At 43.9% G+C, this 23,596-nt stretch carries 15 protein-coding genes; 13 read left to right on the top strand and 2 right to left on the bottom strand.

Annotation, left to right across the window (positions count from 1 at the left end):
- Positions 1-171 precede the first annotated feature (171 nt).
- From UNH61_RS27870 to UNH61_RS27830, 9 genes are all read left to right on the top strand, one after another.
- Positions 172-3,564, top strand: a complete 3,393-nt coding sequence (locus UNH61_RS27870; protein ID WP_326995283.1) for a methylmalonyl-CoA mutase family protein — start codon at positions 172-174, stop codon at positions 3,562-3,564.
- 152 nt (positions 3,565-3,716) lie between these two features.
- Complete coding sequence (locus tag UNH61_RS27865) at positions 3,717-5,147, top strand: glycoside hydrolase family 125 protein (RefSeq protein ID WP_326995282.1); 1,431 nt, start codon at positions 3,717-3,719, stop codon at positions 5,145-5,147.
- A 99-nt stretch (positions 5,148-5,246) separates the two neighbouring features.
- Complete coding sequence (locus UNH61_RS27860) at positions 5,247-7,025, top strand: hypothetical protein (protein WP_326995281.1); 1,779 nt, start codon at positions 5,247-5,249, stop codon at positions 7,023-7,025.
- A gap of 68 nt (positions 7,026-7,093) precedes the next feature.
- On the top strand, positions 7,094-8,176 hold the full coding sequence (locus UNH61_RS27855) for a PA0069 family radical SAM protein (protein WP_326995280.1): 1,083 nt from the start codon (positions 7,094-7,096) through the stop codon (positions 8,174-8,176).
- Positions 8,177-8,747: 571 nt separating this feature from the next.
- Positions 8,748-9,314 (top strand): DinB family protein, encoded by a 567-nt coding sequence (locus UNH61_RS27850; protein WP_326995279.1) that lies wholly within the window; start codon positions 8,748-8,750, stop codon positions 9,312-9,314.
- 900 nt (positions 9,315-10,214) lie between these two features.
- The gene (locus UNH61_RS27845) at positions 10,215-11,279 is read left to right on the top strand and encodes an AAA family ATPase (protein WP_326995278.1); all 1,065 of its coding nucleotides are present in this window, start codon (positions 10,215-10,217) and stop codon (positions 11,277-11,279) included.
- Positions 11,280-11,402: 123 nt separating this feature from the next.
- A complete protein-coding gene (locus UNH61_RS27840; protein ID WP_326995277.1) occupies positions 11,403-12,149 on the top strand; it encodes a hypothetical protein in 747 nt (248 codons plus the stop codon).
- Complete coding sequence (locus UNH61_RS27835) at positions 12,142-13,557, top strand: RtcB family protein (RefSeq protein ID WP_326995276.1); 1,416 nt, start codon at positions 12,142-12,144, stop codon at positions 13,555-13,557. Before UNH61_RS27840 ends, UNH61_RS27835 begins: the two co-directional genes overlap by 8 nt.
- A gap of 221 nt (positions 13,558-13,778) precedes the next feature.
- Positions 13,779-14,984 (top strand): sterol desaturase family protein, encoded by a 1,206-nt coding sequence (locus tag UNH61_RS27830; protein WP_326995274.1) that lies wholly within the window; start codon positions 13,779-13,781, stop codon positions 14,982-14,984.
- Between the two features lie 4 nt (positions 14,985-14,988).
- Here UNH61_RS27830 and UNH61_RS27825 read toward each other — a convergent pair whose 3' ends face one another.
- Positions 14,989-15,486, bottom strand: coding sequence for an RNA polymerase sigma factor (locus tag UNH61_RS27825; protein WP_326995273.1), 498 nt, complete (start codon positions 15,484-15,486; stop codon positions 14,989-14,991).
- Positions 15,487-16,224: 738 nt separating this feature from the next.
- Between UNH61_RS27825 and UNH61_RS27820 the strand changes: the two genes are divergently transcribed.
- Genes UNH61_RS27820 through UNH61_RS27810 form a run of 3 tightly spaced genes read left to right on the top strand, consistent with a single transcriptional unit; the run spans position 16,225 to position 18,953 of the window.
- The gene (locus UNH61_RS27820; RefSeq protein ID WP_326995272.1) at positions 16,225-17,352 is read left to right on the top strand and encodes a DegT/DnrJ/EryC1/StrS family aminotransferase; all 1,128 of its coding nucleotides are present in this window, start codon (positions 16,225-16,227) and stop codon (positions 17,350-17,352) included.
- A gap of 6 nt (positions 17,353-17,358) precedes the next feature.
- Positions 17,359-17,931: a DapH/DapD/GlmU-related protein gene (locus tag UNH61_RS27815; protein ID WP_326995271.1), complete on the top strand. Its 573-nt coding sequence runs from the start codon at positions 17,359-17,361 to the stop codon at positions 17,929-17,931.
- Positions 17,931-18,953 (top strand): Gfo/Idh/MocA family oxidoreductase, encoded by a 1,023-nt coding sequence (locus UNH61_RS27810; RefSeq protein WP_326995270.1) that lies wholly within the window; start codon positions 17,931-17,933, stop codon positions 18,951-18,953. Before UNH61_RS27815 ends, UNH61_RS27810 begins: the two co-directional genes overlap by 1 nt.
- 193 nt (positions 18,954-19,146) lie before the next feature.
- Here UNH61_RS27810 and asnB read toward each other — a convergent pair whose 3' ends face one another.
- Positions 19,147-21,048: an asparagine synthase (glutamine-hydrolyzing) gene (asnB, locus tag UNH61_RS27805; RefSeq protein WP_326995269.1), complete on the bottom strand. Its 1,902-nt coding sequence runs from the start codon at positions 21,046-21,048 to the stop codon at positions 19,147-19,149.
- A 622-nt stretch (positions 21,049-21,670) separates the two neighbouring features.
- Between asnB and UNH61_RS27800 the strand changes: the two genes are divergently transcribed.
- Positions 21,671-23,578: a DCC1-like thiol-disulfide oxidoreductase family protein gene (locus UNH61_RS27800; protein ID WP_326995267.1), complete on the top strand. Its 1,908-nt coding sequence runs from the start codon at positions 21,671-21,673 to the stop codon at positions 23,576-23,578.
- Positions 23,579-23,596 lie beyond the last annotated feature (18 nt).

Below are 23,596 nucleotides of genomic sequence, written 5' to 3'. Positions count from 1 at the left end.
CAAGGGAAAGTTGTTTTAGGCAAAAACTAAGCCGCCGGGCAATCGGTTAAAAAATTTCCAACAGTATCCTAATACCGTTCAATCAATTCTAATTCTGTTAAAACCCGTGCAGGCACGGCAGTTCAGCTGCTTTTTCCGTAACTTGCCAGATCTGGATAAAAGCAATTTTTTATGTCTTATACACCTCAACATAAGGTACGGATTGTTACCGCAGCAGCGCTGTTTGATGGTCATGATGCAGCGATCAATATTATGCGGCGCATCATGCAGGCAAAAGGAGCCGAAGTTATTCACCTCGGACATAACCGATCGGCCGCAGAGATTGTGGATTGCGCGATACAGGAAGACGCACAGGGAATAGCCGTAACTTCTTACCAGGGTGGGCATGTGGAGTTTTTTAAATATATGTATGATCTCCTGCAGCAGAAAGGTTGCGGGCATATTAAAATATTTGGTGGGGGTGGAGGAACAATCCTGCCAACAGAAATAGCAGAATTACATGCGTATGGTATAGCCCGTCTTTATTCGCCGGATGATGGCAGGCAGATGGGGTTGGAAGGGATGATCGAAGACCTGATCCGGCAATGTGATGTACCTGTGAAACCATTGCCTGCAGGCAGCGAAGAAGATGTGGCCCGGTTGCAGCAGGATAAGAACCCGAAAGTAATTGCGCGTGCCATCAGCCTGGCAGAAAACGATATGCCGGTGTCTCTTTTAAGCGGACAAAAATCGAGAGCCGCCGTGGCAGTAGATAGTACTTCCGGTGCCCATATTACACTGGCCGATCGGGAAAAGTCGCCCGTATTGGGTATTACCGGTACCGGCGGGGCAGGTAAAAGCAGTGTGACGGATGAGCTGGTGCGCCGTTTCCTGAACCACAGCCAGGATAAAACAGTAGCGGTTATATCGGTGGATCCCTCTAAAAAGAAAACCGGTGGCGCCTTACTGGGCGATCGTATCCGCATGAACTCCATCCATCATCCCCGGGCTTATATGCGCTCCCTGGCTACCCGCGAAAGCGATAAGGCCATCAGCGAGCATATACAGGAAGCCATTGATATCTGCCGCCTGGCAGCATTTGATTTTATCATCCTCGAAACCTCCGGTATAGGACAAAGCGACACCGCTATTACAGACTACTGCGATGTATCGCTCTATGTGATGACGCCCGAATATGGGGCTGCTTCCCAGCTGGAGAAGATCAATATGCTGGATTATGCCGATGTAATTGCGATCAATAAATTCGACAAGGCCGGTGCGCTCGATGCCCTGCACGATGTGCGCAAGCAATATAAACGGAACCATAATCTCTGGACCGCCAAAGAAGATGAGCTGCCTGTAGTTGGCTCTATTGCATCCCAGTTCAATGATCCCGGAATCAACCTGCTGTTTGAAAAGGTGATGGAGAAAGTGGAAGAGAAAACAGGCGCAGCATTTGGCCCATTGGAACATGAGGCGGTGAAATCTACCTCTACAAAATCCCAGATCATTCCACCGGCAAGAGTACGTTACCTGGCTGAAATATCTGAAGCCATTGCCGATTATAGTAAATGGGTGGATGAGCAATGCAAGCTGGCCACTCAGCTTTATCAGGTGGAAGGAGTGATCAGCATGCAGCCTTCCCATGCTGCTGTATTGGCTGACGTGAAAGCCCACCTGGAAAAATCATTGCATCCGGAATGTAAAAAGCTGATAGATGAATGGCCGGCGGTAGTGAAGAAATTCAGCGCTGATTTTTATGAATTTCAGGTGAGAGATAAGGTAATCAAACTGCCTCTCTTTACTGAAAGCCTGAGCCATAGCCGTATCCCCAAAGTAACACTACCTAAGTATAACGATTGGGGCGATATCCTGCGCTGGCAGCTGACGGAGAACCTGCCGGGAGAATTCCCTTACGCCGCCGGCGTATTCCCGCTGAAAAGGGAAGGGGAAGACCCGACCCGTATGTTTGCCGGAGAAGGCGGTCCGGAAAGAACCAATAAACGATTTCACTATGTATCGCTCGATCAGCCGGCAAAGCGATTGTCGACGGCATTCGACAGTGTTACCCTCTATGGCGAAGATCCCGCGGTGCGCCCGGATATCTATGGTAAAGTCGGCAATTCCGGTGTGAGCATCGCTACAGTGGACGATGCAAAAAAGCTGTACAGCGGTTTTGATCTCTGTGATCCCAAAACTTCGGTATCTATGACGATCAACGGCCCTGCGCCTATACTCCTGGCCTTTTTCATGAATGCTGCCATCGATCAGCAATGTGAAAAATATATCCGGGAAAACGGACTTACCGAAAAAGTAGCTGCGCAGATACGCGAAAAATTCAGGGACCATCCACTGCCACATTATAACGGAGAGTTACCAGCCGGTAACGACGGACTGGGACTCGCCCTGCTGGGCATTTCCGGAGATGAAGTGCTGGAGAGGGAAGTTTATGAAAAGATAAAAGCCTATGCGCTGAGTACTGTACGCGGTACTGTGCAGGCCGATATTCTGAAGGAAGACCAGGCGCAGAATACCTGTATTTTCTCAACGGAATTTGCCCTGAAACTAATGGGAGATGTACAGGAATATTTCATCGGACAGAAAGTACGGAACTTCTATTCCGTAAGTATTTCCGGATATCATATTGCAGAAGCAGGCGCCAATCCTATTACCCAGTTGGCGTTTACGCTGGCCAATGGATTCACCTATGTGGAATACTACCTCAGCAGAGGCATGCACATCGACGATTTTGCGCCTAATCTGTCGTTTTTCTTCAGTAACGGAATGGATCCCGAATACGCCGTGATTGGCCGGGTTGCCCGCCGTATCTGGGCCAAAGCAATCAAATACAGGTATAAAGGAAACGACCGCTCGCAGAAGCTGAAATATCATATCCAGACGTCGGGCCGGAGCCTGCACGCACAGGAGATCGACTTCAACGATATCCGTACCACACTGCAGGCGTTGTATGCAATCTACGACAACTGTAACTCCCTGCACACCAACGCCTACGACGAGGCCATTACCACGCCTACCGAGGAAAGCGTAAGAAGGGCCATGGCTATACAGCTGATCATTAACCGCGAATTGGGCACTGCTAAAAATGAAAACCCGGTTCAGGGGGCTTTCTTTATCGAGGAACTGACCGACCTGGTGGAAGAAGCCGTGCTGGCAGAATTCAACCGTATCACCGAAAGAGGTGGTGTGCTGGGCGCGATGGAAAGAATGTATCAGCGTAACAAGATACAGGAAGAAAGCCTCTATTATGAATCGCTGAAACATACGGGCGAATACCCGATTGTAGGGGTGAATACTTTCCTGAATAAGAATGGATCTCCTACTATTATACCTGCCGAGGTAATCCGCTCTACAACAGAAGAGAAGGAGTTTCAGATCAGAACACTGGAGGCGTTCCAGCAGCGGCACCAACAAAAAAGTACGGCTGCACTGAAACAGCTGCAGCAGGTAGCTGTGAATAACGGCAACCTCTTTGCCGAACTGATGGAAACCGTGAAACACTGTTCCCTGGGGCAGATTACACATGCCTTGTATGAAGTGGGAGGCCAGTATAGAAGGAATATGTAAATAGCTTTATAGTTAAATGCAGCGGAGATTATAACGTATGTAATTTCCGCTGCATTTAACTATAGACCAAAGACTAACCCCCAAAGACTAAAACGGTTTAGCAAATCAAGAAATCTTTTATATTTTAGGGGTTCCTAAAATTCAAAAACGTTATGGTTGCAAGAAGAGACTTTCTTAAAAACAGCGCTCTTGTAGCAGGTGCTGTTGGGCTGGGACTGCCCAAAACCGTATTCGGCTGGAATGGGTATACCACCAAACGCCCGCCGCTGGCAAAGCGGAAATTCACCAGTGAAGCGGTGGAGAAGACTATTGCAAAGGTGAAATCTCAGATCGCAGACCCCAAACTGGGGTGGTTATTTGAAAACTGTTTCCCCAATACGCTTGATACTACGGTTAAGTACAAATCGGATAATGGCAAGCCGGATACCTTCGTGATCACCGGCGATATCAATGCCATGTGGCTGCGCGATTCTTCCGCCCAGGTATGGCCTTACCTGCCGCTGGTAAAAGAAGATACGAAGCTGAAAGACATGATAGTAGGAGTAATCAACCGGCAAACAAAATGTATACTCATTGATCCTTATGCCAACGCATTTAATGAAGGGCCTACCGGTAGCGAATGGGATAAAGATCTTACCGAGATGAAACCCGAATTGCATGAGCGTAAATGGGAGATCGATTCCCTGTGTTATCCGGTACGCCTGGCATATAACTACTGGAAGATCAGTGGCGACAATACGCCGTTCGACAGCAAATATAAACAGGCTGCCCAGCTGATCGTCAAAACATTCAAAGAACAGCAACGTAAGGAAAGCAGAGGCCCTTATAAGTTTCAGCGTATTACTGCCGTGCAATCGGATACGGTACCCAACAGTGGGTGGGGTGCGCCTATGTCGCCTGTAGGACTTATTGTTTCCATCTTCCGGCCATCTGATGATGCTACGGTATTCCCGTTCCTGATTCCTTCCAATATGTTCGCAGTGGTATCACTGCGTCAGCTAGCGGAGATAAGCAGCACTATTTATAAAGACACTGCTTTTGCCGGTGAGTGTACCATGCTGGCCGATGAGGTAGACCGTGCCATTAAAGCCTATGCCATCGTTGATCATCCGAAGCTGGGCAATATGTATGGTTTCGAAGTGGATGGTTTCGGTAACCGCCTCTTCCTCGATGATACGAATGTTCCGAGCCTGCTTTCTATCCCTTATCTGGGCTATACCGGCATCGACGACCCACTATATCAGGCATCCCGTCATTTTGTTTGGAGTAATTTCCAGCCCTGGTTCTACCGCGGTAAATATGGCGATGGTGTTGGAAGTCCACATACCGGACCTGATTACATCTGGCCAATGAGTATTATCATGAGGGCACTGACCAGTCACGATAAGGAAGAAATAGCCGGCTGTATCAAAACCCTCCGTAATACAGACGGGGAAACCGGTTTTATTCATGAATCTTATCAGAAGGATGACCCAACCAAATTCACGCGGCCCTGGTTTGCCTGGGTGAATACTTTGTTTGGTGAGTTGATATTGAAAGTGAGTGAGCAGTATCCTGACCTGCTGCAGCGTCAGTACGCCTAAACTTTACGAGATTACAGTTTCAGGGATTTTGTGATTTATGTTCATAAATTGTGAGCAGGAATCATGAAATCCCTTTTTTGATTAAACAGGTGTAAATTAATGTCAGCAAATATCTACCAGCAACGTATTGATGGGTTTCAGGAAGCGATCAGCAATAAAAAGCGCTTAACAGCTTCATTGTCCTGGGCCAGACTGCTTAGTTTCGGACTTATTGTTACCGGGATTGTATTGTTCTGGAAACAGGATAGGGCGGCGGTTTGGCTGCTACTGTCCCTTATCGGGGCAGTGGGTTTTATTGTGTTGTTAAGGCTGTATGGAAGGGCAGAACAACAGCTGCAGCTATTCAAAACTTTATTGGAGCTGAATCAGAAAGAGCTAAAGCTCGTAACCACCTGGGAATCCACGTTCGACGACGGCGGAGAGTTCGTTGACGATAAACACGATTTCACCAGCGACCTGGATGTATTCGGCCCTGCGTCGGTATTTCAGCATATTAACCGCACCGGCACCATTTCCGGTAAGCGGAAATTGGCGGATGCACTGCGTTCCCCGCTAACAACAGTTGCAGATATACAGGCCACCCAGGAGGCGCTCCGGGTAATGGCGCCGGAACTGGAATTCCGGCAGCAGCTGACAGCCAATGCTTTGCTGGCGGGTGAGGATGAAGATGATCGCCGCCAGATCAGCTTATGGCTGGATATGCCCTTTCATTTTCTGAATAACCAGCTGGTAAAAGTGGCTATCTGGGTAAGCCCGGTGCTGGTGGCAGGAGCCATCGTATGGAAGATCATCAATGGGGCCTATTATCCATTGCTCCTGATCATTATGCTGAATTGGTTGTTGCTGGCGCTCAGCCAGAAGAAAATATTGGCCCAATACATCCTGATCTCCCATAAAGAAAGAATACTGGACAAATTTTCTATTCTGCTGCACCTGATCAGAACAGGCGCATTTGGGCAATCAGCGTTATTGCTGGAGCAACAGCGGATAGCGCATGAAGCAGATCTGGCGCTGAAGCGATTATCAAAGATCAGCGGAGCATTTGATCAGCGATTGAATATCCTGGTAGGGATTGTGCTCAATTCCCTCATGTTATACGATCTGCATTGTATCACCCGTTTGGAGCGCTGGAAAAAAGAGCATAAAAATGGTATCCTCAGCTGGTTTGATGTGATTACCCGTATGGAAGTATGGAACAGTTTCGCGACCTATGCCTGGAATCATGCAGATTTTGCCTGGCCGGAACCCGTGCCGGAAGGGCGCCTGCTGGAAGCAACCGGTTTGGGGCACCCGCTGATCCCGGGTGGGGAATGCGTGAAAAACGACGGTGGCACCGGTCGTCACGACAGCTTCCTGATCATTACCGGTTCCAATATGTCGGGTAAAAGCACCTTCCTGCGGAGCGTAGGCAGCAATCTGTTGCTGGCACTGTGCGGAGCCCCCGTTTGCGCCACCAGCTTCAGATTCAGTCCCATGCGTATCATGACGTCTATGCGGATAAAAGACTCTATTGCCAGCCATACCTCTTATTTCCAGGCCGAATTACTTCGACTGCAACATATTATCCGGGAATTGAAAACCGGTGCCCATGTATTTATACTGCTGGATGAGATCCTGAAGGGTACTAATTCGGAAGATAAGTTATCCGGATCCCGCAGCCTTATCGAACATTTTTTGCAGTACAACTGCCTGGGAATGATTGCCACACACGACCTGGAGCTTGGACAGTTGGAAGCGGCCTACCCCGGCCGGATCCGGAACTATTGCTTTGAAAGCACGATCCGGGAAGATCATCTTTTCTTCGATTACCGCATCAGGGAAGGTATTGCAAGGAATAAGAATGCCACCTTCCTGATGAAGCAGATGGAGATTATATAGCCCCGTTCAAAAAACATTTGTTGAAATAACTAAATATTTTAGTAGTTTTATGCTAAAATAATTAGTTTATGACTTTGCCGTTCCAGGAAGGAGCGCCGGAAAACCAGTACTATAAAGGTCGTGGCGCGCAGTTCAATCCTAAGAACAAATACCTGGCGGACGAATACACCCGGGAGTTTGCGGAAGGTATTGACGAATGGTGGCAGGCGGATGTACCTACCCAGATATTTGAGGAACATGCAAAAACCCTGGTTAACAAGGTGGATAGTCCCGATGTGGGTATGTGGTATTCCATGAATCCATACCAGGGCTGCGAACATGGCTGCATTTATTGTTATGCCCGCAATACTCACCAGTTCTGGGGATTAAGTGCCGGGCTGGATTTTGAGAGAAAGATTATCGTAAAACATAATGCTCCCGAGCTCCTGCGGAAATTCCTGGATAATAAGAACTGGGTTCCCAAGCCGATATCGCTGTCGGGTAATACGGACTGTTATCAGCCGGTAGAGCGGAAGATGTGGCTAACCCGTCAATTGCTGGAGGTGGCACTGGAATACAAACAGCCGGTTGGTATTATCACGAAAAATTCACTGGTTTTAAGAGACAGGTACCTGTTACAGCAGCTGGCGCAGGATAATCTGGTATGTGTGTATGTGTCTATTACCACGCTGGAGGAAGAGCTCCGGCAGAAGATGGAACCTCGCACCACCACTGCTGCACAACGGCTGAAGATTGTGAAAGAACTGAGCGAGCTCGGTATACCCGTAGGCGTTATGACGGCGCCTATTATCCCGGGGTTGAATGATCATGAGATCCCCCGGTTGCTGGAGGCAATAGCAGCTAATGGGGCGAAATATGCCGGTTATACGGTAGTGCGCCTCAATGATGCGGTGAAACTGATTTTCAATGACTGGTTATATAAAAATTTCCCCGACCGGGCAGACAAGGTATGGCATTATGTGGAGAGCCTCCATGGTGGCCAGGTAAACGACAGTGAATTTGGACGGAGGATGAGGGGAACAGGAAATATCGCCGATATCATCAGGCAGCAATTCAGGATACACACCAAAAAGAACGGGTTGAATCTGGAACGTTTTGAATTCAATACAGATGCCTTCCGGCGGCCCAATGCCCAGTTGAGCCTATTTTAAAACAACGCAACGACTGTTTGTGAAATTAATTGTTAAGTCGATGAAAAAAGTAGGCTGTTTTTTTGTGTAATAAAAAAAATAAAAATTATCTTTGTTGTAAGAACAAAAAAATAACTGTGCAACTTTTTTCAACATACCGAATTTCAGCGATGGCGTGTGACCAAAAGCAGGTCAAGACGAGCATGCGGGCGTGTTGCACCGATTGTTAACGATAGAAAGAGTTATCAACGATATAAACAAAAGTCCCGCACTAAAACAAGTGTGGGACTTTTTGCTTTTGAAGCAGTAATGAAATGACGACATTGACAGATCTTCAATCGATAACTGTAATAAAAAATAAATGCACTGAATGGTGCAAACAGGATGGCTTTGCCTTTAAAGAGCCATACGGACATGGTATGCGATGATGTGAGATAAACCCCTCTACATTATTAGCCCGGTCCGTAAATGCGGCCGGGTTTTTTTATGGATAATCCGGCACAAAAAATGACAGGTAACTATTTTTAAATAATGTTATGCGCTAACCCATTCTATTAGTAATAATTAACGCATAATCCCAAAACGTTAGACGATGAGAAACGTTATTCAAGTTGTAAGAGAGGCCTTACTCACCAATTTCAGGGAGTTAGACCTGTGGTTTGAAAAAGACCAGGCATTGCTGGATTTCAAACCAGACAGGGACCAATGGAGCATCCGGGAAGTTTTGGAGCATATTACGCTGACCAATTATTTCCTGCTCCTTATCATCAACAAAAGTACCCGCCGGGCGCTGGAACGCAAGAAAACAGGTCATACTGTGATCATTCCGGCCGACTACCAGGATAAATTTGATCAGATAGATGTTATCAGCAGTAAGTCATTCGGATGGGTAAGACCGGAACATATGGAACCTACCGGACTTAAGAGTTTACATGAGGTGAAAGCGCTGTTGAAGCAACAGTACGCGCAGTGCATGTATAATCTGTCTTTGCTGAAGAACGGAGAAGGGGTGCTGGTATTTACCAACATGTCTGTGAATCAATTAGGGAAACTGGATATATACCAATACATCTACTTCCTGACCAAGCACATTGAAAGGCACATACGTCAGATGCAACGGCTTGAGAAGGAGTTCGAAGAGAATGCGGTATTAATATAACTTAGGTCGACCACCAACATCCCTTCTTGTTAATCCTGATTGAAAATAAAGCCGGAAGAAGCAAGCTTCCGGCTTTTTAATTACTTTAATACGTATATGCGTTTACGTTAGTGGTTAATTGTAAACTCGTTACTTGAATAGTTTCGGGTCCGTACAAAGTGCTGTAATTATTTACTGTAAAGGGATTGAAGATATAAATGGTAGTTCTTCCGGGGAGGTATACAGAAAAAAAATCGAAAAAAAATGTTAAAAAATTTGCAATATCAAAAGATATCCTTTTATCTTTGCATCGTCAAAAAATAGTAAAACAAAAAAGAAAACTTATAATCATGAAACGCTTTAATCTCGATATGGACAACGCAATTCCCTGCACAGAGCTGGGAGTAGGCGGGTTCCGGGCGTCTTATGGTTACAGGTAGCTTAACAATATTTGTAATACCAACAGAAGCCCGGGTCTTGTGATCCGGGCTTTTTTGTTATCGTTTTATGGTGAAAATATATTTACCCGCAACGGAGCGAAGAGCGGAATCCCGCAGCAGCAAATGGTTTGATAATGGCATGGATAGAATCTTTGCCAAACGGACAAGGCATGTCAATACATAGTATATACGTTGACGTTATATAAGCCCGGTCCGTTTAAAACAGGCCGGGTTTTTTTATGCTGCAGATAAAAATTATTTGAGGAGGTACACATAAACAGGCAGGCGGAGTAATCCTGCTCCGCTTTCATCCTCTATAAAAATATTTTTTTCGTCTCTGTTTGATTTTAACCCTAACCGTGAGGTTATCACAAGGATAACCTGTAATTTAACCCCGTGATAAATGCGATTTACCCAGGGCCTTGCGCCCTGGTAAATCTTTATCAGACAGGAGTTATTCATTTTTAAGAACTTAGGTAATATGAAGCATATAGTTAATAACAATATTGATATGATAGATGGTGAGTTTTTTTCTCCGAAAGGAGTTTATACCCTCCATTTTAACGCAATACCCGATGTTAATAATATTTATGAAATAGATGGAGAAAAGGCAGCCGCGGCATTTGTGAAGAAGTTCCAGGATATGATTGTTCAGACGCATCGGTATACCGATTACGACAATAAGAAGAAAAAGTATAAGCATAGCCAGGCTGTTATGGTATTGAAGAATAATTGTGTAATAGCATTCTGGCAAACATGGTGCGAAATATTACATAACGGAACTGCACAGGAGTTTGTTAAGGAGGTAACTGAAACGGCTATACGTTTTAAAGAGAAGCAAAGAAAAGAACCCCATGAAATAAATCTCATTACCAGTGGCCGCAGAGGGTTGGAATTAAAAAGTCTGGAGATCAAACGTACACGGCTCGATCTGGGTTTGTTTTATGAGGATGATTTTAGGGAGATAGATAAAGTGGTGCAACAACGTCTGAAAAAAGATAAAGACAAAGGCATCGTATTGCTGCATGGCTTGCCTGGTACAGGTAAAACCACGTATCTGCGTTATCTGATAGGGCGCATTAAGAAAAGGGTGTTGTTTGTATCGCCGGATCTGGCTACCAATATCATGAACCCTGAGTTCATGGAGTTACTGATCGATAATCCCAATTGCGTGGTGGTGATTGAAGACGCGGAGAATGTGATCATGGATCGGAAGTTCTCTGGAAATTCTTCTGTATCCAACCTGCTGAATCTGTCGGATGGCCTGTTGGCCGACTGCCTGAATATACAGCTGGTATGCTCTTTCAACAGTGATCTTTCTGCTATCGATAGTGCGTTGCTGCGTAAAGGTCGCCTGATTGCGAAATATGAATTCAAGCGCCTGTCGGTTGAAAAAGCGCAACGTTTATCTAAGCATCTGGGCTTTGATACGGTAATTACCCGGCCAATGACTGTTGCAGAGATTACCAATCAGCACGAGCCTTCATTTGAGAAGAAGCAACATGTAATTGGCTTCAGGCGAACACCGCTCGAAGAAATTGCATAAACGTAAATTATTCATCTTTAAAAATGAATACCATGAAAAAAAATTATCTGTCCATATATATCAGCAAGGAAAACAGTTACTGCCAAAGGCGGCAACTATTGAGGAAGCACTTAACTACTGATGATGGACAATCAGGAATTGGAATATTATATCACGGCGTCGCGTATAAGAACAAGGAGACGAAGGATACGCGCCGCACGTAGGGACGTTGAAAAGCAACTGCTAGCCCTCGACAGAAAGGAAACAGCACTGAGCACAGCGTGGCGCCAGAGAGGATACATACCACTGACACCACCGGTGATGAAAGGATATAAACGCTATTTTGTGTTAAGAGATGATGTAGCACGTAGTAAACAGGCTACATTTTATCAGCGGTTGCTGGATAAGATCAATACCGTGGATTATAGTCCACGAAAGGATTTTAAAGTGAAGAAGAGATCGCACGGAAGGAAAAAGCTGGTGGTAAAGCCCCAGCTGCTGTTGCAGCCTGACCTTCGGTATTTCAGTAAATTGAAATTATCAGAGAAGGAAACTGCCTGTTTTGAAGAGCGTTTGTTTTATCATAAACACAGGAAAGAGCCGGAGCTGCGAATGGTAATAAAAGAGCCGTGGCGATTTGTACTGAGGGTAAGGCCCAATATGCTCACACAAACAAGGGCGCCTGAACCCGAAATACAATCTGCCATGGATGGGTTGAATAGCTACCTTGAAAGGAACCGGCTCAGATGCAGGATCTTTAAATTAACCCGAAGCCGGCACAGTCGCTGGAACTGGTGGCATAAGAATAATAAAACAAGAAGCAAGACAAAATCCCTGCAACAGTTATTGCAGGAAGAATGGTATAACCAAATTAACCCCCATTATGTCTGAAGTAAAAATTAATGGTAAAGTATTACTGGAGGCGGGTTTCCGTCAGGGCCCTGTAATCCGGGCGGCAATAGACGCCATCGCGCAGCATTTTGCAACTGTATCTGCAGAAGAGGCTATTGAACTGTTAAAGAAAGTGCTGGCAGATCCGGCTGCCTATGCGGGTGATGCTGTATTTGGCGAGGTTGCCCGCTTATTGCAGGTACCGCAGGCACCGGAAATCATTGCGCTAAGAGAACAGGCAGTGCCGTTTGCTGTATTTGGTGAAGCGTGCATTGAAGAAGGAGCGATCAGGCAGCTGAACAACGCTGTGCGTCTGCCGGTGGCAGTAGCCGGAGCATTGATGCCGGATGCCCATCAGGGGTACGGATTACCCATCGGTGGTGTACTGGCCACTGATAACGCAGTGATCCCTTACGGGGTAGGAGTGGATATTGGATGCCGTATGTGTTTGAGTATCCTGGATCTGCCGGTGGATTCAATAACTACCAGGATGGATTTATATAGGAAGCACCTGAATGACTGGACTGTATTCGGAGCGGGAGCTGCGTGGAGGAAGAAGAGAGAAGAAGATGCCATATTGGAAAGAAATGAGTTTAGAGAGATTGGATTTGTAAGAAACCTCCATGAGAAAGCTGCGCAGCAGCTGGGAACTTCGGGTTCCGGTAACCACTTTGTGGAGTGGGGGATTGTAACCATTACTACCACAGAAAATGAATGGCAGTTGCAGCCGGGCGATTATGTGGCTATCCTTTCGCATTCAGGATCCCGTGGCCTTGGGGCACAGATAGCCGGCCATTATACACAGGTAGCCAAACAGCTATGCCGGTTGCCCGACGCCGCGAAACATCTCGCTTATCTTGACCTGGATTCAGAAGCAGGTCAGGAGTACTGGCTGGCAATGAACCTGGCTGGTGACTATGCCTCCGCGTGTCATCACCAGATACATAAACGGCTGATCAAGGCGGCCGGCGCCACATTGCTGGCAAGGGTGGAGAACCATCATAATTTTGCATGGAAAGAAATGTACGAAGGACGGGAAGTGATTGTGCATCGGAAAGGAGCCACCCCGGCCGGTAAAGGCGTATTGGGTGTGATCCCCGGCTCTATGACGGCACCTGGTTTCATTGTACGGGGTAAGGGTGACGCCGACAGCCTGCAGTCCGCATCCCACGGTGCCGGACGTACGATGTCGCGTACACGGGCAATTGCCACCATCAATCAGCATGATTGGCAGCAGCAACTGGCAGCGCATGGTGTAACCCTTATTGGTGGTGGGTTAGATGAGGCTCCGGCAGCGTATAAAGATATAGAAACGGTGATGGCAGCACAGGCAGGCCTGGTAGACGTACTGGGACGATTTGCGCCGAAGATAGTACGGATGGCTGATGGCGGTCCGGCTGAAGACTAAATAACAAAGATGCAATGAACGCGAAGGCGGAAAACGGCCAGGGGCTGTTTTCCGCCTTTCGTCTTTATTAGTCTATTAGATCAGTAGGATAATTGAAATTTATTGTCTATCATTGCATTGTTTACCACCACCAGATATGTTGATGCAGGATACTGAGCACAGCAACAGCTGTGTAATGCTATTATCCTGCAAATAAGTTTTTATATTTTAAATTCTACAAAGTGCATTTAAACTACCTGGCATTGGCGGTTCCTTTTTTTCTGACATTCATTGGGCTGGAATACCTGGTGGCGAAGAAAAAGGGCAAAAACTATTTTAAATTCAACGATTCTATTGCCAACCTGAGCATCGGTATAGCAGAACGGTTGCTCGACACTTTCACAGTAGGACTTTTTTATTTTGTTTACGACTATCTCTATCGCCATTTTGCGATATTCGACATCAGGGCCAGTGTACTGCTGTGGGTAGCGCTACTGATTTGCACTGACTTTATCTGGTATTGGTATCACCGGCTGGCGCATGAGGTAACGTTGTTCTGGTGTGCACATGTGGTACATCATCAGAGTGATGAGTTTAATTATACAGTGTCGGCGCGGATCACCGTATTCCAGGCTTTTATCAGAACGGGGTTCTGGGCTATATTGCCGGTGATCGGTTTCCCGCCGGCTATGATCACGAGTATGCTGCTGGTGCATGGGTTGTATCCGTTTTTCATTCATACGCGTACAATTGGTAAGTTGGGGATATTGGAATATATCCTGGTAACGCCTTCTCATCATCGGGTGCATCATGCAAGTAACCCGCAATACCTCGATAAAAACTATGGAGATGTATTTATCATCTGGGATAAGCTCTTTGGGACTTTTGTAAAAGAAGGTGAGGAGCCGGTGTATGGCCTGACGAAGCCGTTGGAAAGCAACAGCTTCCTGTGGCAGCATTTTCATTTTATATTGGAAATGATTTACTCAGCCAGACGAACGGAGGGATGGAAGAATAAGATGCGGGTAATTTTTGGTCCGCCGGATACTGTGGATCCTGCTGCCCGTCTGGTGCTGGAAGAAAAATTCCTGCTCCGGAACCGGCAACAGACAGAAACGACCAGGTTGTATCATTATGTTTTGTGGCAGATTGTAGCAACCCTGATCACTCTTTTTGGGTTTCTGTTATTGGAGTATTACGTGCCACTATTCATTCAGGTATGTATTACATTGCTGATTTTGTTGACATTAGTCAACTGTGGGGCAATTATGGAACAGAAAAAATGGGTGTTTTACCTGGAGTATGCCCGTTATCTGGTATTATGCCTGGCGGCGTATTACTGCTGGCCTCATCCCGCACTGCTTTGTGCAGCTGCAATGATAATGATTGCAGCATGCTGTTTCCAGGAGCACCTGAAGGAGCGTTACTTACGGCTGGTGTATGGATGAATGGCTAGAAACTGATCCTTGATTTCAGAATTTTCCTGGCAAAGTGTATCCTGCTTTTAATGGTGCCCAGTGGCTCCTGTAATATATTAGCAATTTCAAAATATTTATACCCCTCGTAATAAAGCATAAAAGGCTTTTTAAATATGCCGGGCAGGTGATAAACGGCCATGTAGATGTCTTTCATCTGCAAGTTAGCGGCCGCTTTATTGCTAACGGTATACTGGTAATGATTTTTAAAGAATTCACTTGCACCGGGCTCAGCCACTAAACGGTGCTTCATTTTTTTCCGGTAATGGTTAATGAATATATTTCGCATGATGGTGAACAGCCATGCGCGGATATTCGTGCCTTCGAGGTATTTTTCGCGGTTCGACAGGGCCCTGACGAGGGTTTCCTGGTACAGGTCTTTGGCCTGTTCTGCGTCTTTAGTCAGGGTGAAAGCAAAGGGTTTAAGGAAATCAGCATTTCCGATGAGGAGAGTGTTAAATTCAACAGACGACATAAAATTTAAGTTTGGCCTGAAATAATTTGAACAACAGTGTACCGGATGAATCAAAGGATACCGGAAAAAACGAATAGTATGTAATATAATTTACTGATTATCAGTGTATAATGCCCATGCTGATTACTTAGATTAAATAAATAGGTGGTAGTTTAATTTCTTTTCGAATAGGCAAACAGATCTGTCTCTTATAACAAATTAACGTAAAAAGTCGGGGAAAGGATTTTGGGAATTAAGTATTATGATTTTGTTTGAGTAGAATAAAAATCAGTGATTGGTCGGGTATTTGCGTTCGGGAATTGGCTTTTAGAGGGACTATAACACCTTTTGTTTTAATGTACAGGGATTTAATATTTATATGTTATTTTTTATAGCTTTGCACCTTATTCAATGGAAAACTCCGGTTAATGATCAAAAAAAGCTACAAAATTGATGTCGCAAGTGTATCGATTCTTAGAGTTACCATCAAAAAAACAGCCCTGACATTCGCAATTCCGAGATACTGGATATCTATGCCGGTTTGGACTAAAAACACGCATTTATGATATATCTGCAGACCCCAGTTGATCTAAAACGAGAATATGAGATAGACTAACCAGGCATCTTACGCAACGAATTTATGAATGTGAATTTCGATATGTTGGAGAATAATAACAGTACAATTGTTTTTGACGCTAAATCAGGGATAGACCATAATATCACTGATATGAGACTATAATAACTATAATACCAGCAAGCATGGAAAAAATTCAGATGGTTGACTTGAAAGGTCAATATGTAAAAATAAAATCCTCTATAGATAGCGCAATTGCAGATTGTATTAACAGTACTGCTTTTATCAATGGTCCACAGGTTAAATCATTCGCTGGTAATCTGGCTGCTTACCTTGATGTTCCTTTCGTTATTCCCTGCGCCAATGGTACGGATGCTTTACAAATTGCACTGATGGCTCTCGGATTAGAACCGGGAGATGAAGTAATAGTACCTTCATTTACTTATGTTGCAACTGCGGAAGTAATAGGCCTGCTTAATCTGGTTCCGGTAATGGTGGATGTTGACCCAATATCATTTAATATCACAGAAGCAAATATAAAGGCAGCCATAACACCAAAAACTAAGGCAATTGTTCCGGTACATCTCTTTGGTCAGTGTGCAGATATGGCTCCTATTCTGGCGCTTGCACGGGAGCATAATCTTTATGTAGTTGAGGATACTGCTCAGGCGTTGGGCGCTGACTACCAATTTCCAGATAAATCTTTCAGGAAGGCCGGAACTATTGGAGACATTGGCTGTACTTCTTTCTTCCCGTCAAAAAACCTCGGTTGTTATGGAGATGGGGGAGCCATTTTTACCCGCGATAAAGCTTTGGCAGAAAAGATAAGTATGATTGCAAATCATGGCCAGGTCCAGAAATATATTCATAAACACATAGGTGTCAATTCGAGGTTAGACACTATACAGGCTGCTATTCTGGATGTTAAGCTGTCGCATCTGAATTCATATGCTATGGCCAGGGAAACTGCTGCTGCCTATTACGACAAGGCGCTGCAGGAGGTTAAAGAACTTGTGGTGCCTGGTCGGGTTGCCTACTCCACGCATGTTTTTCATCAGTATACCCTGCAAGTAAAAAATCAAAAACGAGATGCCCTGAAATCCCATTTAGAATCAAAGGGAATTCCCGCGATGATATACTACCCAATACCGCTTAATGAGCAGGAAGCATATAAAAAGCATGGAAGGGCCATTGGTGATTTGGCGGTTACAAGAAGGCTATGTGAAGAGGTATTGTCATTGCCCATGCATACGGAGCTGACAGATGCTCAACTGGAATATATTGTTGCAGAAATAAAAACGTTCTTTAAATAATCAGAAATGAGTTATTACGCGCATTCAACAGCCATTGTAGATGAAGGATGTACAATCGGAGAAGGCACAAAAATCTGGCATTTTTCGCATATAATGCCCGGTTGCAAACTTGGTCAGAATTGTAACATCGGTCAGAACGTAGTTATTTCTCCGGATGTTGTTTTAGGGAATAATGTTAAAGTACAGAACAATGTTTCCATTTATACAGGAGTGACCTGTGGTGATGATGTTTTTTTAGGACCTTCATGTGTTTTTACCAATGTGGTAAATCCGCGGAGTGGAGTGAACCGGAGAGGACAATATGCAAGCACTCATGTTGGCAAAGGGGCCACTATAGGAGCAAATGCCACTGTTGTTTGTGGACATGATATAGGAGTGTTTGCTTTTATTGGAGCAGGGGCTGTAATCACTAAAAATGTTCCGGACTATGCCTTAATAGTAGGAAATCCTGGTCGGCAAACCGGGTGGATGAGTGAATTTGGTCATAAATTGATTTTTGATAGCAGTAATAAAGCAGTATGTCCGGAAAGTGGACAAATTTATATTCTTGAGAACGGTAATGTTAAACGAATTCAATAATGGTTAATATTTCTCAAAAAGTAAAATTCGCTGTAGTCGGCTGTGGCCACATTGGAAAAAGGCATGCCGAGATGATTAAGAGAAATCCAGAAGCGGAGCTGGTAGCGTTAGTTGACGTTAAGGACGAAAAAGAGTTGAATATGGCCGATTTCAATGTGCCTTTTTATAACTCACTGGATGCCTTTTTTGCAACAGATACAGATGTTGATGTTATTAATGTTGCAACGCCTAATGGATACCATTCGGCGCTCGCTTTAAGAAGCCTGGAAAGCAGAAAGCACGTAGTCATCGAAAAACCGATGGCACTTAGTAAACTGGATGCCGAAAAAGTCATATATAAGGCACTTAATGTTCACAAGCACGTGTTTGCAGTAATGCAAAATCGCTATTCTCCGCCATCTGTCTGGATTAAGGAGATGATTGAATCCGGAAGGCTGGGAAAAATTTACATGGTGCAACTAAACTGTTATTGGAACAGGGATAACAGGTATTATAAACCCGGGAGCTGGCACGGTTCGCGGGAATTGGATGGGGGAACATTATTTACCCAATTCTCGCATTTTATAGATATAATGTACTGGCTGTTTGGAGATATTGAGCATATTAATACGAGATTAAAAACCTTTAATCATAAAGACCTTACAGAATTTGAAGATAGTGGAATCATCAATTTCGATTTTGTAAACGGAGGAATGGGTTGTATTAATTTTTCAACATCTATCTGGGATAGCAATTTGGAAAGTAGTATGACTATAATTGCGGAGAATGGAAGTGTGAAAATTGGCGGGCAATACATGGATAAGGTAGAAGTATGTAAAGTCAGGGACTATGTAATGCCTGAACTTGCGCCCACCAATCCTGGCAATGACTATGGAGCCTATAAGGGATCTGCTCAGAATCATCACTATGTAATCGATAACGTAATTGACGTACTTAAAGGCAGGGCAACAATTACCACTAATGCTCTGGAAGGATTGAAGGTTGTAGAAATTATTGAGCGGATTTATAATAGTTCGAAGTAGATGTTATAACAGACTAACCGGAGGAAGAAATACAAACGTAATGGTATTTTTCCGGTGGTTTTATTATTTATAAAGACTCCCTTGTAACCATATATCATAAGCCCACCTGGATGACGGCATGCCGCCATCCAGGTATTAATGTTTATCTTATCTGCCAATTATTTTTGACCATACTGTCGCCTGATTTTAATTTTTAGGAATGAGAAGGATTTAACATGAGGCCCGTCATCAGTATCATCCAATTGCGGTCTTCATATCCATTTGGGGTAACAAGCCTGATTTCATCTTTTGCCAAAGTGGAATGATCAAGTATTTTTTCTTTGATCAGCAATGATTTGAAATCACCTACCATGTCTTTCACTTCCTTGTTCTCCATCCAGGTTGCCTGAGGCGGTTCGTATCCAATCTTGTCTTTCCGCCAGGTAATTTCATCGGGCAGTAGAGATTTGAAACTCTCCCTCATAATATACTTTGTCCACCCATTTTGGATTTTATAAATCGGAGGCAGCCTGAACAGGAATTCCACCATTTCATGATAGAGAAATGGGAGTCTGACTTCTCTGGAATGAGCCATAGAGTTCCGGTCGGCATATCGCAATAAGACCTGTAGTTGAGCCCCGGTAGTATTCTGGTATAGAATCTGGTTTAAATCCTTGTATACTGAAGTATCGTTGAATTTGAGATTGTTATGACCCTGATAAAAATCCCTGTTCAGAAAGCTGGCCTTATTATGCTGCTTATGTAACTTATATTCAACTGCTGCACTGAACCAGGAACCGGGAATGGCTTGTTTTACCCACTGTTTAATCCCAGGTTTATATGTAATTTGGTTAATGGAGTTTTCTTTCTGTAGCTCCAGGTACTTTTTCAGTTGTTCTTTATATACTCCCTTATCGGATTGTTTTAGTGTTGTGAAATATGGAAAATAATAAAAATGATATCCGGCCATTATTTCATCAGCTCCTTGCCCGTCCAGCAATACTGTAACTGCATTGTCTTTCGCGAGCCGCATTACTTCATATTGAGCAAAAATGCTGGAAGAGCCAAAGGGTTCTTCCTGATGCCATGCCAATTTGGGCAGGGAAGAAATCATATCTTTTTCTCCCGGGAAGATAAAATGAGGTTCTACATTAGTGCGGTCTATTACCTTTTGCATGTAGGGACCCTCATCTTTTTTGTATCCCGGAAACCTGGCGGAAAATGTAAGCTGCTTGCCTCCGGATTTGGTTTTATTGATTTCGTCTATCATGCAAACTACCAGGGAACTGTCGAGACCTCCGGATAAGCTGGAACCAACTGCTACATCCGACCGGAGCCGCCGGGCAACAGAAGTTCTGAAATATTCCTGGAATTGCTGTACGGCGTCATCCATTCGGATGGAGTGATCTAGTTGTGTATAATCAATATCCCAATACTTTTTTATCTCTGGTTTGGAAAGTGACAGATCTATTTTTCCATAATGGGCAGCTTCCAATCGGTATATATTGTCGTAAAAGGTTTCCGCCATATGTCCTGGGTTCATTAATTGACCATATACCAGGTAACGGTATAGCATACTGTTATTTACCCGACGGGGGATACCGTATGCCCAGAGTGATTTCATTTCTGAAGAGAATACGAAATATTTTCCAGGCTCATAACTGTAATGGAAGGGTTTTTCTCCAAAACGGTCTCTTGCGAAGAAGAGGGTGTTTTCCTTACTGTCCCAAATGGCAAAAGCGAACATTCCATCGAGAAAAGAGAGGCAGTTTTCTTTTTCGGCATCATACAATGCCAGTAAAACTTCAGTATCAGATGCGGAGGTAAAATTATAACCCTTTTTGATCAGGGAGTTCTTTATTTCAATGTAATTGTAAATTTCGCCGTTAAAAGTGATTGTATAGCGGGAATGTGCATAGTGCATCGGCTGTTTGCCATCATCCGAAAGATCAATAATAGACAGGCGTCTGTGCCCAAGTCCTACCCGATTGTCAGAATTTATCCAATGACCGGCTCCGTCAGGACCTCTGTGGACTATTGCATCAGTCATTTGTTTTAGCAATATCTCGTTGAGTGAATGCTGGTTACTTTGTACTATTCCTACTATTCCGCACATCTTTTAAAAAAGAGTTTTATATTTTTTAAGGATCCCGTTAACATGGCTCGTTAGGTCAGATAATCACACGATAGTATGATAACATAAAAGTGGGCCAATTACCGGGTTTGTTTATTGTGACTGCCTGATTTACATCTATGCAAAAATAAATGAATAATCAGTTAGGTTGAAAAGAATCCCCATTCTTCCTATCACTTTGTTTTCCGACTGATGAATTGCATATCGGACATTAACGTTCCCACCTACAAATACCCTCTATTCCAGAGCTGTAATAAAATGCCTTCGAATTTCTGGTTTTACTTTTACGAAGGAATAAAATTTATAAATTATAATTATAAAATATTCTCTTATATCTGTATTTCAATTAATTATTTTTTAATACCTTACTAGTGAAACCTTGGGTTGTATTTTTGGATGGCAAAGATTAATTTTGAATTAAAATTATGCGAACGGGAGTGTAAAACCCCAATTTTCAAGTCTAATGTCTGTAATTGATGTTACTACATTTATTTACCTGAATGTAAATCAGTTGGGCATTTGATTTATTTCAATCATATTCTTTATAAAAAAGCAGGCGAACTAAATACATCAGTCTCTTAGGCTGAACCTAAACTATGCGGACATGATAAAAAAAATCTATTCTAAATTCCATGATGAAGTTGTAAGGCTATATAACAAAGAGATTGATGGAACTGGATTAGCGATTTTCAGGATTGCTTATTCGATGATTTTTTTGGCGGAAATTATTCAGATCTTTTTCTTTAGGCATCTTATTTTTGACAGGATTCCTTATATCGACGAAGGGGCGATTGACGTGACATTTCCGCTGATGGTGTGGATGGTGTTTGTGATATTGATCATTCTGGGCCTTTTTACCAGGATGGCGTCGGTGGTCAACTATTTTTTTTCCCTGATATTCATAGGAGGTATTACATCATTTGAATATCATATGTTTTATGCCTACATGGGAATCAATGCTCTGTTGATATTCATGCCAGTATCCCGCTGTTGGTCGATAGATAAACTCCGGCTTAAAATAAGATATTCCACTCTCCGTTCAGAGTACGTTCCTCCTTCAAAAGTGAGCGTACTAGCCTATTATGTACCAGTACTGCTGGGAATCGGATTTGTATATGTTGATTCGATTTTTTTTAAGGTAACTTCTTATTATTGGATGAATGGCCTGGGAATGTGGGTACCAGCCTCTCTACCGATGATTACCTATGCGGAGCCGTCTTTTTTGATGAACCAGGAGTGGTTATGCAAGCTGATGGGATATACGACGCTGGTGTTCGAGGCTGTTTTTATTTTCTTTTTTTGGTTCAAGCGATTCAGGGTGCCACTACTGATTGTGGGGTTTTTACTTCATATTGGCATTCTGCTGGAGTTTCCCATTCCTTTATTTGCCCTGGGCGTGCTGTCCATTTATCTGTTGATGGTACCTGTGAGCTATTGGAAGAGACTTAGGATCAACACAACAGGAAAACCAAGTTTAAAGGTTTTTTACGACCTGGAATGCCCACTGTGTCTTAGAACCAAACTCATTGTAAGTCATTTCGATGTGCGTAAACGCATCGTATTTCTGCCAGTACAGGGGAATTGGGAGCATGAGCCTGCCCTGGCCGGTTTGAGTGAGCAGGAATTACTATTGAACATTCATAGTGTCGACAATAAAGGGAACGTATATACGGGAGTGGATACCTATATCCGGACACTTGAAAGCATATTTTACCTGAAACCGCTGGGATGGCTGCTCAGAATTCCCGGAATTTACCATAGTTCTAAAAAGGTATACCTGTATATTGCTTACAATCGTACCACTGAACGTTGTACAGAAGGCAATTGTAATATTGCGCCGGCGGCTGTTCGGGGTAAGGAAAGCACGATTAAGTTATTGTCTAATTTCAGCCTGGCTGATCTGAAAGTGACAGGACTTATTTATGGTCTTATATTTCTCATGGTGCTGCAACTGAATACAACCTATAATTCCGCACTGGTGCTGGATTTGAGAGATATGTCCGGTATCGACAAAACATTTGTCGGAAAAGGGCTCGGTTCCGTTTCCAGCAAAGTAATGGACATTTCCAAGACTTTTTTTGGAATAACCAGTCATTCCGTATTTATGGACGCACACTTTAACAACTACAACCATATTGTGGCAGTAGTTTTTGTGGCGCCAGACGGGAAAAGTTCATTCCTACCTATTATCGACGAGCAGGGCCACCCTGGCAGTTATATCTATGGCCCTAATTGGGTTAAATGGACTTTCCGTGTAAATTCCCCAGAGGTAAATATGGAGCAACTGACAGAGGGAATCCGGGATTTTACAGCATTTTGGGCCTATAAACACAGCATTGATCTTAAAGATGCCACCTTCAAAATCCTCGTTAAAAAAATCAATGTACCCCACAAATGGGAGAAAGACTTCCTCAGCAAACAGATTCAGAAGCCTTGGGTCGACGCCGGAGAGGTAAAATGGGAGGACAGTCAGTTTAAAATTATAAAATGTATTTCTATAGAATTAATTTGATTTATCTTTACTTTTGCT

Origin of the sequence: Chitinophaga sp. 180180018-3, assembly GCF_037893185.1 — a bacterium.
Classification (GTDB): Bacteria; Bacteroidota; Bacteroidia; order Chitinophagales; family Chitinophagaceae; genus Chitinophaga.
Note: the sequence above shows the minus strand (reverse complement) of the source record. Positions and strands in the feature narration are given on the sequence as shown.

Excerpts from the sequence above, each read along its gene's own strand:
- UNH61_RS27870 (WP_326995283.1), top strand. The coding sequence starts at position 172 with ATGTCTTATACACCTCAACATAAGGTACGGATTGTTACCGCAGCAGCG.
- UNH61_RS27865 (WP_326995282.1), top strand. The coding sequence starts at position 3,717 with ATGGTTGCAAGAAGAGACTTTCTTAAAAACAGCGCTCTTGTAGCAGGT.
- UNH61_RS27860 (WP_326995281.1), top strand. The coding sequence starts at position 5,247 with ATGTCAGCAAATATCTACCAGCAACGTATTGATGGGTTTCAGGAAGCG.
- UNH61_RS27855 (WP_326995280.1), top strand. The coding sequence starts at position 7,094 with ATGACTTTGCCGTTCCAGGAAGGAGCGCCGGAAAACCAGTACTATAAA.
- UNH61_RS27850 (WP_326995279.1), top strand. The coding sequence starts at position 8,748 with ATGAGAAACGTTATTCAAGTTGTAAGAGAGGCCTTACTCACCAATTTC.
- UNH61_RS27845 (WP_326995278.1), top strand. The coding sequence starts at position 10,215 with ATGAAGCATATAGTTAATAACAATATTGATATGATAGATGGTGAGTTT.
- UNH61_RS27840 (WP_326995277.1), top strand. The coding sequence starts at position 11,403 with ATGGACAATCAGGAATTGGAATATTATATCACGGCGTCGCGTATAAGA.
- UNH61_RS27835 (WP_326995276.1), top strand. The coding sequence starts at position 12,142 with ATGTCTGAAGTAAAAATTAATGGTAAAGTATTACTGGAGGCGGGTTTC.
- UNH61_RS27825 (WP_326995273.1), bottom strand. The coding sequence starts at position 15,486 with ATGTCGTCTGTTGAATTTAACACTCTCCTCATCGGAAATGCTGATTTC.
- UNH61_RS27820 (WP_326995272.1), top strand. The coding sequence starts at position 16,225 with ATGGAAAAAATTCAGATGGTTGACTTGAAAGGTCAATATGTAAAAATA.
- UNH61_RS27815 (WP_326995271.1), top strand. The coding sequence starts at position 17,359 with ATGAGTTATTACGCGCATTCAACAGCCATTGTAGATGAAGGATGTACA.
- UNH61_RS27810 (WP_326995270.1), top strand. The coding sequence starts at position 17,931 with ATGGTTAATATTTCTCAAAAAGTAAAATTCGCTGTAGTCGGCTGTGGC.
- asnB (WP_326995269.1), bottom strand. The coding sequence starts at position 21,048 with ATGTGCGGAATAGTAGGAATAGTACAAAGTAACCAGCATTCACTCAAC.
- UNH61_RS27800 (WP_326995267.1), top strand. The coding sequence starts at position 21,671 with ATGATAAAAAAAATCTATTCTAAATTCCATGATGAAGTTGTAAGGCTA.